This is a genomic window from Amycolatopsis sp. NPDC049159 (assembly GCF_040648295.1).
Lineage (GTDB): Bacteria > Actinomycetota > Actinomycetes > Mycobacteriales > Pseudonocardiaceae > Amycolatopsis > Amycolatopsis pretoriensis_A.
Map to the genome: position 1 here is coordinate 71,436 of NZ_JBEZDL010000016.1, position 15,046 is coordinate 86,481.

Annotated in this window: 14 protein-coding genes; 7 read left to right on the forward strand and 7 right to left on the reverse strand. The window is 72.0% G+C overall.

The annotated features are described in order from the left end of the window. Positions 1 to 20 precede the first annotated feature (20 nt). Genes AB0B33_RS27940 through AB0B33_RS27955 form a run of 4 tightly spaced genes read left to right on the forward strand, consistent with a single transcriptional unit; the run spans position 21 to position 3,790 of the window. A complete protein-coding gene (locus AB0B33_RS27940) occupies positions 21 to 773 on the forward strand; it encodes a creatininase family protein (RefSeq protein ID WP_360777086.1) in 753 nt (250 codons plus the stop codon). Continuing rightward, positions 766 to 2,277, forward strand: coding sequence for a benzoate-CoA ligase family protein (locus tag AB0B33_RS27945; protein ID WP_360777088.1), 1,512 nt, complete (start codon positions 766 to 768; stop codon positions 2,275 to 2,277). The genes AB0B33_RS27940 and AB0B33_RS27945 overlap by 8 nt, the downstream gene beginning before the upstream one ends. Further along, positions 2,274 to 2,966 carry an SDR family NAD(P)-dependent oxidoreductase gene (locus tag AB0B33_RS27950; RefSeq protein ID WP_360777090.1) on the forward strand — a complete coding sequence of 231 codons (693 nt, stop codon included), beginning with the start codon at positions 2,274 to 2,276 and terminating at the stop codon, positions 2,964 to 2,966. The genes AB0B33_RS27945 and AB0B33_RS27950 overlap by 4 nt, the downstream gene beginning before the upstream one ends. Next, positions 2,963 to 3,790 carry an enoyl-CoA hydratase family protein gene (locus tag AB0B33_RS27955; protein WP_360777092.1) on the forward strand — a complete coding sequence of 276 codons (828 nt, stop codon included), beginning with the start codon at positions 2,963 to 2,965 and terminating at the stop codon, positions 3,788 to 3,790. The genes AB0B33_RS27950 and AB0B33_RS27955 overlap by 4 nt, the downstream gene beginning before the upstream one ends. Here AB0B33_RS27955 and AB0B33_RS27960 read toward each other — a convergent pair. Then, positions 3,787 to 4,338: a TetR/AcrR family transcriptional regulator gene (locus tag AB0B33_RS27960; protein ID WP_360777094.1), complete on the reverse strand. Its 552-nt coding sequence runs from the start codon at positions 4,336 to 4,338 to the stop codon at positions 3,787 to 3,789. The genes AB0B33_RS27955 and AB0B33_RS27960 overlap by 4 nt on opposite strands. Positions 4,339 to 4,400: 62 nt before the next feature. Here AB0B33_RS27960 and AB0B33_RS27965 point away from each other — a divergent pair, with 62 nt between their 5' ends. Further along, positions 4,401 to 5,051, forward strand: coding sequence for an SDR family NAD(P)-dependent oxidoreductase (locus tag AB0B33_RS27965; protein ID WP_360777096.1), 651 nt, complete (start codon positions 4,401 to 4,403; stop codon positions 5,049 to 5,051). Here the strand turns inward: AB0B33_RS27965 and AB0B33_RS27970 are convergent, their stop codons facing one another. The 4 genes from AB0B33_RS27970 to AB0B33_RS27985 are packed head-to-tail and all read right to left on the reverse strand — an operon-like array spanning position 5,052 to position 8,440. After that, positions 5,052 to 5,969, reverse strand: coding sequence for an SMP-30/gluconolactonase/LRE family protein (locus AB0B33_RS27970; protein WP_360777098.1), 918 nt, complete (start codon positions 5,967 to 5,969; stop codon positions 5,052 to 5,054). A gap of 10 nt (positions 5,970 to 5,979) precedes the next feature. Beyond that, complete coding sequence (locus tag AB0B33_RS27975; protein ID WP_360777100.1) at positions 5,980 to 6,636, reverse strand: histidine phosphatase family protein; 657 nt, start codon at positions 6,634 to 6,636, stop codon at positions 5,980 to 5,982. Beyond that, positions 6,636 to 7,691: a phosphotransferase family protein gene (locus AB0B33_RS27980; RefSeq protein ID WP_360777101.1), complete on the reverse strand. Its 1,056-nt coding sequence runs from the start codon at positions 7,689 to 7,691 to the stop codon at positions 6,636 to 6,638. Before AB0B33_RS27980 ends, AB0B33_RS27975 begins: the two co-directional genes overlap by 1 nt. Beyond that, positions 7,688 to 8,440 carry an SDR family oxidoreductase gene (locus tag AB0B33_RS27985; protein ID WP_360777103.1) on the reverse strand — a complete coding sequence of 251 codons (753 nt, stop codon included), beginning with the start codon at positions 8,438 to 8,440 and terminating at the stop codon, positions 7,688 to 7,690. The genes AB0B33_RS27980 and AB0B33_RS27985 overlap by 4 nt, the downstream gene beginning before the upstream one ends. A 359-nt stretch (positions 8,441 to 8,799) precedes the next feature. Between AB0B33_RS27985 and AB0B33_RS27990 the strand changes: the two genes are divergently transcribed. Then, positions 8,800 to 9,723: a hypothetical protein gene (locus AB0B33_RS27990; protein ID WP_247020076.1), complete on the forward strand. Its 924-nt coding sequence runs from the start codon at positions 8,800 to 8,802 to the stop codon at positions 9,721 to 9,723. Between the two features lie 21 nt (positions 9,724 to 9,744). Here the strand turns inward: AB0B33_RS27990 and AB0B33_RS27995 are convergent, their stop codons facing one another. After that, positions 9,745 to 11,379 (reverse strand): acyl-CoA synthetase, encoded by a 1,635-nt coding sequence (locus AB0B33_RS27995; protein WP_360777105.1) that lies wholly within the window; start codon positions 11,377 to 11,379, stop codon positions 9,745 to 9,747. 213 nt (positions 11,380 to 11,592) lie between these two features. On the opposite strand from AB0B33_RS27995, the gene AB0B33_RS28000 reads away from it, so the two are divergent. Further along, entirely contained in the window at positions 11,593 to 13,281 is a 1,689-nt protein-coding gene (locus tag AB0B33_RS28000; protein WP_360777107.1) for a bifunctional 3'-5' exonuclease/DNA polymerase, read from the forward strand. Between the two features lie 34 nt (positions 13,282 to 13,315). On the opposite strand, the gene AB0B33_RS28005 is transcribed toward AB0B33_RS28000, so the two are convergent. After that, entirely contained in the window at positions 13,316 to 15,031 is a 1,716-nt protein-coding gene (locus tag AB0B33_RS28005; protein ID WP_360777108.1) for a sialidase family protein, read from the reverse strand. Between the last annotated feature and the right edge of the window lie 15 nt (positions 15,032 to 15,046).

Consider the following 15,046-nt stretch of genomic DNA (forward strand, 5'->3'; position numbering starts at 1 on the left):
TGCGGTGTAGCTTGATTTGCGTGACGTACTTCGCGGACCTCACCTCCCGGCAGGTCGCCGCCCTGGCGGACGGCCCGCGCGTGCCGGTGCTGCTGCTCCCGCTGGGTGCGATCGAGCCGCACGGGCCGCACGCGCCGCTGGGCACGGACCCGCTGATCTCCCGCGGGATGTGCGAGCGCGCGGCCGAGCGGCTGGCCGCCGACGACGACGTCCACGTGCTGGTGCTGCCCGAGGTCCCCTACGGCGTCACGCGGTTCGCGACCGGGTTCGCCGGCGGCGTCCACATCGGCGAGGAGACGCTGCACGCCCTGCTGGTGGACATCGGGGCCGCGCTGATCGGCCAGCGGTTCCGCCGGATCCTGCTGGTCAACAACCACTTCGAGCCCGCGCACCTGGTCACGCTGCGGCGGGCGGTGGAGACGCTCAACTTCGCCTACGACGGGCGCGCGGCGTTGCTCGACCTGGTCCGGCGGCGGCACGCGGCGCGGCTGACCGAGGAGTTCCGGTCGGGCGAGTGCCACGCCGGGCGGTACGAGACGTCGCTGGTGCTGGCCGACCGGCCCGAACTGGTGGACCAGCCGCTGATGCGGACGCTGCCGCACGTGCCGGTGAGCCTGGCTTCGGCCCCGTCCGACGGCGGGTTCCGCGAAATGGGGATGACCGACGCGTACTGCGGGAAGCCCGCCGAGGCGACTCCGGAAGAAGGCGCCGAGACTTTCTCGACGTTGACCGACCTGCTGGTGGAAGCGATCCGGGAGCTGGCCCGTGAGTGAGCCGTTCAACCTCGCCACGCACTTCCTCGACCGGCACGTGGCGGCGGGCCGCGGCGCGCGAACGGCGTTGCTCGTCGGGGACCGGTCGGTCAGCTACGCGGCACTGGCGGGGCTGGCCAACCGCGCCGGGCACGTGTTCCGCGACGCCGGTGTCCGAAGAGGACAGCGGGTCCTGCTGGCGCTGAGCGACGGTGAGGAGTTCGTCGCGGCCTGGTACGGCGCCCAGAAGATCGGCGCGGTCACCGCCGAGGTCTACCCGTTCCTGCAGCCCAAGGACTACGCCTACTACCTCGGCTACACCGAAGCCGTCGCGGTGCTCGCCGACGCCGTCACGCTGCCCGCGTTGCGCTCGGCCGGCGCCCGGAACCTGCTGGTCACCGGGGTTCCCGAGAGCGAGCTGCTCCCCGGCGAACGTCCGTTCCGGACGTTGCTCGACGCCGCGCCGGACACGCTGGACGCCGCACCGACCACTGTGGACGACGTCGCGATCTGGAAGTTCACCACCGGCAGCACCGGCGCGCCCAAGGCGTGCGTGCACCCGTTGCGCAGCCCCAGGGAGAGCTTCGAACGGTACGCCGTCGAAGTCCTCGGCCTCCGCGAAGACGACCGCGTTCTCGCCGTGCCCAAGCTGTTCTTCGGTTACGCGCGCGACCTCGTGGCGTTGTTCCCGTTCGGCGTCGGCGCCGCCGGGATCGCGTTCCCCGAGCGCAGCACGGCCGACCTGATCTTCGAGCTGATCGCCCGGCACCGGCCGACGGTGCTGGTCAACGTGCCGACCATGATGAGCGCGATGGTCGCCCACCCGGCCGCGGCGGAGCAGGACCTGAGCTGCCTGCGGATGACGACGTCGGCGGGCGAGGCGCTGCCCTCGGAGCTGCACCGGAAGTGGGACGCGGCCTTCGGCGTGCCGGTCGTCGACGGCATCGGCTCGTCCGAGGCCTACCACATCTACCTGTCGAACCGGCCGGGACAGGCCCGCGCCGGCACGCTCGGCACGGCCGTCCCCGGCTACACCGCCGAGGTCGTCGACGAGCTGGGGAACCCGTTGCCCGACGGCGAAATCGGGCCGCTGCGGGTGACCGGGCCGACGATCGCGCTGGAGTACTTCGGCGACCCGGAGAAGTCCGCGCGCACGTTCGACGGCGACACGCTGACCTCCGGCGACCTCTTCAGCAGGTCCGGCGGGTACTTCCGCCACCACGGCCGCGCCGACGCGCTGCTCAAGGTCGGCGGCGTGTTCGTCGCGCCCGGCGAGATCGAGGACTGCCTGCTCGGCCACGAGTCCGTGGTGGACTGCGCGGTCGTCGGGCACGAGACCGACGGCCTGGTCGTGCCGCGCGCGTACGTCGTGGTGCGGGAACCGGTGTCCGCGGCCGAGCTGAAGGACCACGCGAAAGCCCACCTGGCCAAGCACAAGTACCCCCGCGAGGTGGTGTTCGTGACCGAACTTCCCCGTACCGCCAACGGAAAGCTCGACCGGCGCGCACTGGCGGCCCGCCCGTGAGCCGCCTGGTCGTGGTCACCGGCGGCACCCGCGGCATCGGCGCGGCGATCGCCGCGCGGTTCCGCTCGCTCGGCGACACCGTGCTGGCGCCCGGCAGCGCGGAGTGCGACGTCACCGACGAAGCGGCCGTCACCGCGTATTTCGCGGCGGCGGGCCCGGTGGACGTGCTCGTCAACAACGCCGGGATCTCTTCCAGCGCCCCGGCCGCCCGGACCACTTCGGACGATTGGCACCGGCAGCTCGAAGTCAACGCCACGGGCGCGTTCTTCTGCACCCGGGCGGTTTTGCCCGGGATGCGCGAGCGCGACCGCGGCCGGATCGTCACGGTGGCTTCGACGGCCTCGCACGTCGGTTACCGCTACACGGCCGCCTACACGGCGTCGAAGCACGCGGCGCTGGGTCTCGTGCGCGCGGTGGCGGCGGAACTGGCCGGCACCGGCGTCACGGCGAACGCGGTGTGCCCGGCGTTCGTCCGCACCGACATGACGGCGTCCTCGGTGGCCCGCATCCGGGAACGCACGGGCCGGTCGCCCGACGACGCCGAAGCGGCGCTGGCGGCGGCGTCCCCGCTCGGCCGGCTGCTCGAACCTTCGGAGGTGGCGTTCGCCGCCTCCTTCCTGGCGGCCCCGGAAGCCGCCGCGATCAACGGCCAGACCCTCGTACTCGACGGCGGAGGAATCCAGTCATGAGCCCGTTCCGCGCGACCGCACCGCTGACGAAGGAGTGGGAACACTTCGAGTTCACCGTGGACAGCGGGGTCGCCACGGTGACCTTCACCCGGCCCGAAAAGCTGAACGCGCTGACCTTCGACGTCTACGCCGACCTGCGCGACCTCGTCCTGGAGCTGCCGCAGCACGAAGACGTCCGGGTGCTGGTGATCACCGGGCAGGGCCGCGGCTTCTGCTCCGGCGGCGACGTCGAGGAGATCATCGGCGAGCTGCAGAAGTTCGAGACGGCGGAGCTGCTGGAGTTCACGCGCATGACGGGCGCGGTGGTGAAGGCCCTGCGCGAGTGCCCGATCCCGGTGATCGCCGCGGTCAACGGCGTCGCGGCGGGCGCGGGTTCGGTGATCGCGCTGGCGAGCGACTTCCGCCTGCTGGCCGAGTCGGCGAAGTTCGCGTTCCTGTTCACGAAGGTCGGGCTGGCCGGCGCGGACATGGGTTCGGCGTACCTGCTCCCCCGCCTGGTCGGGCTCGGCCGCGCGACGGAACTGCTGATCCTGGGCGACAAGCTGCCCGCGGCCCGTGCGCTGGAGATCGGCCTGGCGTCCCAAGTGGTCCCGGACGCCGAACTGGCGTCGACGGCGTCGGCGCTGGCTCGCCGGCTGGCGGACGGCCCGGCGCTGGCGTACGCGACGACGAAGGTGCTGCTGACCCGCGAACTGGACATGGACCTGGGCAGCGCGATCGAGCTGGAAGCGATCACGCAGGCGCTGCTGATGACGGCGAAGGACCACAAGGAGTTCTACGCGGCCTGGTCGGCGGGCCGCGAGCCGCGGTGGACGGGCCGCTAGAGCAGTTCTTCGACGAGCGCGCCGGCCACGTCCTGGTCCGAACCGATCAGTGCGCTGTAGACGATCGGGCCGAACAGCGCGTCCAGCAAGGCATCGGGGCCGAGGCGCGGGGAGATCTCGCCCGCGTCGATCGCCCGGGTGATCAGCTCGCGTTCTCGCTCTCGGCGCGGGCCGAGGTAGCGCTCCTGGAAGCTCGCCGCCGTGGCCGGGTCGTGCTGCGACTGGGCGAGCAGCGCCAGCAGGACCTTTCCCGCCGGGTCGCCGGTGATGAAGCCGGCGAAGGCGTGCAGGTATTCGCGGAGCCCCTTTTCCGGGACCGGCAAGCGCTTGGCGGTGTCCTCGACGAGCGTGTCGAGCAGGATCTCGACCTTCGACGGCCACCAGCGGTAGATCGTCTGCTTGGCGACGCCGGCCTCGCGCGCGATCGCCTCGATCGTCAGCCCGCCGAACCCGTGCTCGACGAGCAGGTCGTCGGCGGCGTGCAGCACCGCGAGACGCGCGGTTTCGTCGCGCCGGTTGCCGGAGCGGGCCCTGGGCGGAGTGGGCATGCGGCCACGATAGCGTGCTACTGTCTAGACGCAACGTCGCGTCTAGACAAATGAGGTTCCCCATGTCCGAAGCACTCGTCATCGGCGCCTCCCGCGGCCTCGGCCTGGTCCTGTCCCGCGAGCTGACCCGCCGCGGCTGGCAGGTCACGGCCACCACCCGCGGCGACGCTCCCCCGGACCTGACCGTCGAAACCCTGGAGATGACCGACCCGGCACACCTGGCCGCCCTGCGCGCGCGGTTGAGCGGCAGACGGTTCGACCTGCTGTTCGTGAACGCGGCCGTCGACCGCGGCAACCTCGCGATCGGCGAAGTGCCGACGGAGGTGTTCACCGAAGTGATGATCACCAACGCGTTGAGCCCGTTGCGGGTGCTGGAAGCCTTGCGCGAACTGGTCGTCCCGGGTGGGACGGTCGCGGTGATGTCATCCGAGCAGGGCAGCATCACGCTGAACACCGAACCCGGCTACGAGCTGTACAAGGCCAGCAAGGCCGCGCTCAACCAGCTGATGCGCAGCTACGCGACCCGGTACGAAGGCGACGGGCACACGAAGCTGCTGATCGACCCCGGCCACAACCGGACGCGTCTCGGCGGCCCGGACGCGCCGCTGGCGCCGGAGGAGTCGATCCCTTCGGTGGTCGACGTTCTCGAGACCCAGGCGGGCAAGCCCGGACTGCGGTTCCTGGACCGGCACGGGGAAACCGTGCCGTGGTAATCACCCCGCGGCGGCGGTGACCGCGACCGCGTTCTCCTCCAGGGAGCCGAAGTACAGCTGCCCCTGCCACTCGCGGACGCCCACCAGCATGTGGAAGCCGTCGATCTCGCCGCGCAGTTCGCGGACCACCTTGCCGTCGGCCGCCACTCCCAGCACGCCCACCTCGCGGCCCGGGCTGGGCTGCAGTGACGTCGGCAGCCGGCGGACACCCGCGCGGAGGAACGCCGGCAGGCGGCGCACCACGTCCAGCGCCGCCACCTTCGGCGAAGCCTGCGTGATCCAGATCAGCCCGTCCGTGCCCGTCGAAATGTTGTCCGGGAAGCCCCACAGGCCGTCGACGAGGACGTCGGCACGACCGTCCGGAAGGGACACCCGTGACACCCGGCACGCTCCCGTTTCGGCCACGGCCACAAAGGACTCGTCCGGGGCCAGTGCCACGCCGTTCGCGAACTGGAGGCCGTCCAGGAGCAGGTCGATCGAGCCGTCCGGGGAGCGGCGCAGCAGGCGGCCGCCCGCGGTCTGCTCGATCAGGTCGTCGCGCCAGTTGTCGATGCCGAAGCGGCGGGACGAGTCCGTGAAGTACACGGTCCCGTCCGCGGCCACCGCCGCGTTGTTGCAGAACACGAAGTCCAGGCCCAGCGCGGAAGTCGCCAGGACCGACGGCGTCCCACCGGCAAGGGGGACGACCAGCAGGCCGGCGCGGGCGTCGCAGATCAGGAGCTCGTCCTCGCCGTACAACTCGAGCCCCAGCGGACGGCCGCCGGTGTCGGCGAGGACGTCGATGCGGCGGCCGTCCGGGGACAGGCGCAGGATGCGGCCGTCGTCGACGCCGGTGTAGATCCGGCCTTCCGCGTCGACCACGACGTCTTCCGGGCCGTGGCCGTTGACCGGGTGGATCGTGACCTCGCCGAACCGCATCGAACGTCTCCTACCGGTAGGTGAGCAGCGAAGCCGCGTCGGCCTCGAAGTGCGGGTGTTCGTTGAACGACAACAGGGTGACGCCGCCGCGGCCGGACACGAGCTTCGTGATGCCGCCGTTGACCGTGACGCGGTTGAGCTTCAGCAGCCCGGCTTCGGGCGTGCCCATCAGCAGGCCGCAGACGGTGGCGATCACGCCACCCGAGGTGAACACGAGCGCGTGCTCCCCCTTGCCGAGCGACGCCACCAGGTCTTCGAGCGCGGCACGGCAGCGGGCGAGGAACGCGGGCCACGTCTCGGCGCACGGCCCGCCGGTGCCCGCCGACGTCCACGCGGTCAGCGCCGCGTCGAGCACCCCTTGGTACGACCGGGAATCCTCCTGCGGCGCGCCACCGGCGTGGTGGCGCGCGATGTCGACGTGGTCGTACTCGTTCCAGCGCGGGTCCTCGACCACCGGGACGTCGCTGCCCAGCACCTTGAGCGCGGTCGCCGCGGTGTCCCGCTGCCGCGCCAGCGTGCCCGAGCGGATCTGCGTGAAGGAGACGGTGCGACGCAGCAGTTCCGCACCGACCACTGTGGACTGCTCGAAGCCCTGCGGGGACAGTGCGTCGTAGTCGGCCGCGCCGAACGACGCCTGGCCGTGCCGGACCAGGTAGATCGCGCCCACTACACGCTTCCCTTCGCGATGATTTCCCGGCAGCGCCAGTCCAGGTAGCCGACGAACTGCCAGAAGTCCTTGAACGCCGGGTTGCGCGTGGCGCCCTCCCGGTAGCGCCGGTACAGCTGCTGCAGCACCGCCGCGAGCCGGAACAGGCCGTAGACCTCGTAGAACCGCCAGTCGCCCACGGCCAGCCCGGTCTTCTCCGCATAGCGCGCGACGAACTCCTCGCGCGTGAAGGTCCCCGGCAGGTGCGTCGGCTGGCGGCGGCTCGCCTTCATGACGTCGTCGTCATCGGCCTGGACCCAGTAGGCCAGCATGCTGCCCAGCTCCATCAGCGGGTCGCCGAGGGTGGCCATCTCCCAGTCCAGCACGCCGGTGATGTTCAGCGTCCCCGGGCCGTCCAGCACCAGGTTGTCGAGCCGGTAGTCGTTGTGGATCAAGCAGATCTTCACCTCGGCCGGCTGGTTCTCCGCCAGCCACCCGCGCACCTCGGCGAAGTCGCCGACGTTGTCCGTGCGCGCCGCGGCGAACCGGTCCGACCAGCCGCGGATCTGGCGCTCGACGTACCCCGCGCCCTTGCCGAGGTCGGCCAGCCCGGCCTTCGTGACGTCGACGGCGTGCAGGTCGACCAGCCGGTCCACGACCTTGCCGGACAGCTCGCGCGCCTGGTCCGCGCTCAGTTCGAGGCCTTCGGGCAGGTCGCCGCGCAGGATCAGCCCGTCGAGCTTCTCCATGACGTAGAAGTCGCCGCCGAAGAGGCTCTCGTCGTCACCGAAGGCCAGCATCCGCGGCACGTACGGGAACACCGGCCGGAGCGCGTGCTGCACCCGGTACTCGCGCCGCATGTCGTGCGCCGACGCCGCCTTGTGCCCGGCGGGCGGGCGGCGCAGGATCAGCTCGCGGTCCGGGTAGGTCAGCAGGTAGGTCAGGTTCGACGCGCCGCCGGGGAACTGCCGGACGCGCGGTGGCTCGTCCCCGAGCCCCTCGACCTTCGTGGCCAGCCAAGCGTGCACCGCGGCGACGTCGAAGGCGTCCTCTTCGCGCACCTCGACGGCGGTCACGCGAACTTCCGCAGGATCGAGGCGGGCACCACGCGCATCGCGAGGCTCAGCGGCACCCAGGGCCACGCCGGGACGTAGGCGCGGGCCGGTTCGGCCTCGATCGCCTTGACCAGCGCCCTGGCCCCGCTCTCGGCCTTGGCGAGCAACGGGTTCTTGCCGATCCGGTCGTTCATCTCCGACTCGATGTAGCCCGGCCGGACGTCGGTGACGGTGATGCCCTTGCGCTTGAGCTCCAGCCGGGTGCCGTCGACGAACGCGGAGATCCCGGCCTTCGAAGCGGCATAGGCGGTGAGGTTGCCCGGCAGCCCGCGGATGGCGCTGAACGAGGAGACCACCGCCAGGTGCCCGGCGCCCTGGTCCCGGAAGATCCCGGCGGCGGCTTCGATCTGCGCCGCCGCCGCGACGAAGTTGACCTCGAGGGTCTGGCGGTTGGCGTCGAACCGGCCCTTCCCGACCGGCTGCCCCTTCCCGAGCCCGGCGTTCACAATCACCCGGTCGAGGGACCCCAGCTCGGCGCGGAACTCCTCGAAGACGGCGAACACGCGGTCGTGCTCGGTGACGTCGAGGGTGCGCGTGACGACCTTGATCCCGGGGTGGGCTTCCTCGAGCTCCTTGGCCAGGGTTTCGAGGCGTTCGGTGCGCCGCGCGCACAACGCGAGGTTGCGCCCCTTCGCCGCGAACTGGCGGGCCATCCCCTCGCCCAACCCGCTGCTGGCGCCGGTGATCAGGATGTTCTTCCGGAGCGTCATGGCTCGGATGCTACCCGTTGGTAATAAGACCGGTGGCCCGGCGCTGGGGGCGTCGCCGGGCCACCGGTCATCGCGCGGCCACACCGGCCGGTCGCACAACGCGGCCGGGTGAACCGGAGCCGTTGTCCACGGCTTCTCGGCCGGCGCCCGGGTGGTCCGTGAGGGGGAGGCGGGGCCACCGGCGCAGGCAAGTCATACAAGCGTGTCCGGCCTGGCCGGGGCAATGGTTCACAGTTGCCAGTACTAGCCCGTTCGCCCCAGCGGACCGCCCGGCGAAGAGGGACGCGGCCGGGGCGGGGAATCCTGCTAACGTGCTCCGTGTCGGGGATCGTCGGGGGACGGCACGGGGCGGATCGGCAATGGCGGGCAGCACGGCGGGCGACGAGAACGGGCGCACCGCGTTCGCCACGCAGCTGCGTGCGGCCATCGCGACGAGCGGGCTGTCCCTGGACCGGATCCAGGCCCGGCTGCGGGCGCGCGGGGTCGTCGTCAGCGTCACCGCCCTCAGTTATTGGCAGTCCGGCAAGCGCCAGCCCGAGCGGCAGAGCTCGCTCTCGGCCGTCCGTACGCTGGAAGAGATCCTCGACGTCCCGGCGGGCGCGCTGCTCGGCCTGCTGCCCCCGCCCCGGCCCCGCGGCGGCGCCGGGAAGCGCCAGGCGGGCGGCGAGCCGATGTCGTTCCCGCGCGAGGTGCTGCAGCCGTTGCTGGACAAGGTCGGCGCCCCGAACGCGCTGGAGCGCCAGCTCCCGCTGAAACTGGTCGGGCTGCACGACCTGTGCGACATCGCCGCGGACGGCGGCCAGCGCGCGGTCACGGCCCGCGCGGTGTTCCAGGCGGTCTCGGACGGCCAGGACCGCTGGCTCCTGGTGTACACCCAGGACGACCCGGCGGCGGGCGCCCCGGAGCTGCACGCGGTCCGCAACTGCCGAGTCGGCCGCGCCGAGGTCGACGAGGCCCACGGCCTGATCGTCGCCGAGCTCCTCTTCGACCAGCCGATCAACCGCGGCGAGACGCACTTGATCGAGTACACGCTGACGAACGGCGGGCCGCCGTACCCGGAGTGCCGCAACACCCACTACCGCGAGTTCCGCCGCCCGGTGCGGGAGTACCTGCTGGAGGTCCGGTTCGCGCCGGGAACGGCGCCGGAGCGCTGCTGGCAGTACTCGCACAACGGCTCGGCGGGCTCGCTGGCCCGCCGCCAGCTGAAGCTCGACGGCGGCGACGGGGTGCACGCGGTGGCGCTGGACTTCGGGCCCGGGGTGTTCGGGATCGACTGGGATTGACCCGATCGGCAGGCGCGGACGTCAGGAAAGCTTGGTGCGCAACACCTTCCCGGTCGCGTTGCGCGGCAGCTCGTCGAGGAACTCGACGTCCCGCGGCACCTTGTACCGCGCCAAGTTCGCCTTCACGTAGTCGCGGAGTTCGTCCGCGTCCGGTGAAACCCCGTCCGCCAGCACCACGAACGCCTTCAGCCGCTGGCCGAACTCCGGGTCCTCGACGCCGATCACCGCCGCCTCGAGGACGTCTTCGCGTTCCACCAAGAGGTTCTCCACCTCGATCGGGAACACGTTCTCGCCGCCGGAGACGATCATCTCGTCGTCGCGGCCGTCGATGAACAGCAGGCCGTCCTCGTCGAAGTGGCCGACGTCGCCGCTGGACAGCAGGCCGTCGATGATCTCCTTGTGGCGGCCGTCGGTGTAGCCGCCGAAGCTGAGGCCGCTGCCCACGAAGACGCGGCCGGTCACGTGGGGCTCGGTGATGCGGCGGCCGGCCGGGTCGTACAGCGCCACCTTGCAGCCGACCGGCGCGCGGCCGACCGTGCCCGGGGCCTTCCGCCAGTCCTCCGGCGTCGCGACCGTCGCCACCGCGACCTCGGTTGAGCCGTACAGGTTGTGCACCACCGGCCCGAACGCCTCGTTCGCGCGGTTGCCCAGGTCCGGCGACAGCGCCGAGCCGGCCACGAAGATGATCCGCAGCGACGACGTGTCGTACTTCTCGCGGGTTTCCTTCGGCAGGTCGACGATCCGCTGCAGCATCGTCGGCACCAGCACGAGCGCGGTGCACTTGTGCTCGGCGACGCCGCGCAGGGCCTCCTCCGGGGTGAACTTGCGGCGCATCACGACCGTCGAACCGAGCGCGAAGGAGAGGATGAACTGCGAGAGCCCGGTGCCGTGGAACAGCGGTGCGCCCATGTACGTGGCCTCGTTGGACCGCAACGGGATCCGGTCGAGGAACTGCGCCGACGCCAGCGCCGACGTGTGCGGCCGCGGCGCACCCTTCGGGGTGCCGGTCGTGCCGCTGGTGAGCAGGACGAAACCGCCCGGCTTGGCCGGGGCGGGCCACGGCCGGTCGTCGGTGCTGGCGATGATCTCGCTGAGCACCGGCACGGTCCGGTCAGCCAGGTCGCTGTCCGGGTCGACCCAGGCGAGGTAGCGGTCGACGCCCTCGGGCATCGCGTCGAGCAGCCCGGTGAACTCCTGGTCGTACACCAGCGCGGTGACGCCTTCGCGCTCGGCGACGTCGGCCAGCTGGGGCTTCGCGAACCCGGTGTTCATCAGCAGCAGGCGGACGCCGAGCTTGCCGGCCGCCGCCATCGTGAGGACCAGGCCGCGGTGGTCGCGGCAGAGCGCAGCGACGACCTGGCCCGGCTGGATGCCGCGGCCCGACCACGCCCTGGCCAGCGCGTTCGACTGGTCGTCGAGCTGCTTGTAGGTGAGCGGGCCGAGCTCGTCGACGATGCCGACGGCGGTCGGGTCGCGGCGCGCGGAGATGTGGTTCGCGCCGGCGAAGGGCCCGAACTTGCGGATCGCCACCAAGGAGCGGACCCCCTCGTCGAGCCGGGGGAAGGGGACGAGACCCGCGCGCCGCATCACGTCGACGCTGCGGGCCGTCTCGGCCACCTTGTCCGCCACCTGCGTGGCGAGCTCGACCAGGCTCATCCAGGCACCTCCATCGCTGCGGGGAAGAGAGCCCACGCCGACGGCGGGCGTACCGGCGGTATGGGAGCTACTGGAGAGTAAACCAACGTAGGCCGAACGCACCACCCGCGAGCGCGCGGAAACTGTCGGTGTCATCCGGGACTCCGCCCCAGGACGGGGGCTCCGCCACCCGAACCCCCGAAAAATGTCGGTGGTGGTCGGCACAATGTCTTCGTGCAGGTGATCGCGGGTCGTGAGGAGGACGGGAGCTTCACCGTGCACACGTCGTCGTCGACGGTGACGGGGCTGGACGAAGCGGGTTTCGCCAGGTCGGCGCGGGAACTGGAGGCGTCGCTGGAGCCCCGGTGGGTGTTCCCGTCGGCGGAGTCGACGTACCCGGTGCTAGTCGGGGCCGGGGTGCGGGTGCGGCGCTGCTACGACGTCGCGCTGGCGGAGGGGCTGCTGCTGGCGTACGAGGGCGCGGACGGGCAGTCGCGGAGCCTGCGCGCGGCCTGGGCCAGGGCGAACGGTGAGGAACCGCCACCGGACTCGACCGCCGTCGAGCTGGCGCAGCCGACGCTGTTCGACGCTCACGTGCCGACGCTGCCCGAGGGCGTGACGGTGGTCACGGCGGTCCGGCGCGTGCTGGCCGAGCAGGAGCGGCGGGTGGCCGCGACCGGGCACCCCGACCGGATGCGGCTGCTGCTGGCCGCCGAGTCGGCGAGCGCGCTGGCCGCCGTGGAGATGTCGGCCGACGGGCTGCCCTGGCGGGCCGACCTGCACGAGGCGCTGCTGGTCTCCCGGCTCGGACCGCGGGTGCGGCCCGGCGAGCGGCCGAAGGTGCTGGTGGAGCTGGCGGCGAAAATCAGCGAGGCGTTCGGCGGGCGGCCGGTGAACCCGGACTCGCCGCCGAGCGTGGTCCGCGCGCTGGCGCGAGCCGGCATCGAGGTCCCGGCGGCGCGGAAGTACCTGCTCAAGGGCATCGACCACCCGGCGGTCGGGCCGCTGCTGGAGTACAAGGAGCTCTCGCGGCTGTACACGGCGAACGGGTGGGCGTGGCTTGAGGAGTGGGTCGCCGACGGGCGGTTCCGGCCGCACTACGTCGTGGGCGGGGTGGTGTCCGGGCGCTGGGCCAGCCGGGGCGGCGGCGCGCTGCAGATCCCGAAGGTGCTGCGCACCTGCGTCCGGGCCGATCCGGGCTGGAAGCTGGTGGTGGCCGACGCCGCCCAGCTGGAGCCCCGGGTGCTCACGGCGTTGTCGGGCGACCGGCGCCTGGCCGACGTCGCGGCGGCGACGGACCTGTACGCGCGGCTGGGCGAGGCGCTGTTCTCGGGCGCCCGCTGGGTCCCGGCGGCCGACGACGACCGCGACGACCGGGCGCGGGCGAAGATCGCGATGCTGTCGGCGATGTACGGCGGCACGTCCGGCGAAGCGGGTCCCCTGCTCGCGTTGCTGCGCCAGCGGTTCCCGGACGCGGTGTCCTATGTGGAGCACGCGGCCCAGGCCGGCGAACGCGGCGAGCGGGTCCGCTCCCGGCTGGGCCGCACGTCCCCGGCCCCGTCGGCGGCGTGGCGCGCGCTCACCGGCGGGCTGGCCTCCGACGAAGCGGGGGAGCTGAAGGCCCGCCGAGCCTCCCGCGGCTGGGGCCGGTTCACGCGCAACTTCGTCGTCCAGGCCAGCGCGGCCGACATGACGGCGGTCATGCTGGCGACGCTGCGGCAGCGCCTCCCGTCCCCCGCGCACCTGGTGTTCTTCCAGCATGACGAGGTCATCGTCCACACCCCGGCCGAGCTGGCGGAGGAGGTGACGACGGCGATCACGGACAGCGTGGCGGAGGCGGCGCGAATGCTCTTCGGCCCGGCCTGCCCGGTGCGGTTCCCGCTGCACATCGCCCCGGTGGACACCTACGCCGACGCGAAGTGAGCCGTGCCGGTCATCCCGGCACGGCTCCCGCGCCTCAGGGGAACATCGAGAGCGGCTGCGTCACGACGTCCTGGTTCGGCAGGGTCCGGCCCGGGTTGCCGCGGAAGTCGGTCCAGCACGGGTACAGCCGGAAGTCGGCGCCGACCGCGGCCGCGGTGTAGTCGCCGATGAACACGCCCTGGAGCTCCTTCCCGGTGACCGCGCCGGCCGCCACGAACTGCACCTGCGGGTTCGACGTCTGCGTGGTGATCCGCCGGATCGGGGCCGTGCCGGCCCCGTCGCCCCACCCGGTGGCGTAGGCGTAGTCCAGGCCGATGCCGTGCGGGTCGTAGGCGCGCGTGTAGAAGGTGACCGCCACGCGCCCGGCCAGTGCGGCGACGGCGGGGAACACCTCGTCGGCGCCCGTGCCGATCTTCACCGGCGCCGACCAGCCGTGCCGGCCGTCGGAGCCGCTCAGGAAGGCGTCCCCGTCCGTCTTGACCGACTCGCCGTCGCGGTAGGTGCCGTGGCGGTCGTCGGCCCAGGTCACCCAGAGGTGGTCGGTCACCCGGTCGTACGCCAGCTGCGGGAAGCTGTTGACCCGGAAGTTCTCCCCGGTCAACGCGTTGTTGGCGACGTCTTCGTCGACCGGGAAGTCGAAGTCGAGCCCCACCTCGGCGTGCCGGAAGGTCCGGCCGCCGTCACGCGAGGTCGCCACGACGACGGCGTCGTGGTCGGCCGGCCGGTCGCACGCCGCCGTGGCGCACACCGATGTCTCGTAGGCGATCTGGAGCGTCCCGTCGCGGGTGACCACCGGGTTCGATCCGCTGCCGAACGGCGTGATGCCGCCCGGGAAGCCGGTCAACGACGGCGAAACACGGCGCGCCGGCGACCACGTCCGGCCGAAGTCGCCGGACTTCGACAGCACGATCGGCGATTCGACGAAGTTGCCGGCGGCGTCGTAGGTGAACTGCGTCCAGGTGACGTACACCGTGCCCGACACGGGGTCGGCGGCGATCCACTCCTTGTCGTTGAAGATGTTCGCGGGCGTCGGGGTGCCGGCCGGCGTGACGCCGTCGAGGTGCAGGATCGCCGGGTCGCCGAAGCTGCGCCCGCCGTCGTGCGAAACCGACACGGCGATGCCGCTGGCCTGCTGCTGGTCGTCCGGGACCGCGGCCCGGCTGAAGACGAGCGTCGAGTAGTAGACGGTGTTGTGCGGCCCGAACGCGATGGCCGGGTCGCCCGCCGCGTCCATGTACGACAGTGGCGCGGCCGCCCCGGTCGGGAAGTCCAGGTGCGGCAGCCGAACGTTCGCCCAGGTCTTGCCGCCGTCGAACGAGGTGTAGGCGAAACCACCGGAGTCGTTGCGGGACTCGCGGGTGTTGTAGAGCCGGTAGTCGTTGGACCCGGCGACGATGTTGCGCGGGTTCTCGGGGTTGACGGCGATGGTCGTTTCGTTCTGCGCGGTGCTGCAGCCGGTCTGGCTGCCGGTCGGGACGATGGTGTCGCCGTCGATGACGTCGCGGTTGGGCACCAGCGGCCGGTACGGGTTCGGCTTGCCGATGTAGGTCTGGCAGAGCGCGGACAGCGCGGGGTCGTCGCCGTCCTCCTCTTCCCCCTCGGCGAAACGTTCTTTGAGCAACGGGTTCGGCACGTCGTGCCGCGGCTCGGCGGCTTGCGCGGCCGGGGCGAGCACGACGGCGAGCGGCAAGAGGAGAGCGGTGAGCGTGGCGAAGATTCTTCGCTTGGCGGACGAAACACCCAAGGACATCGGCCGGTCCTTTCC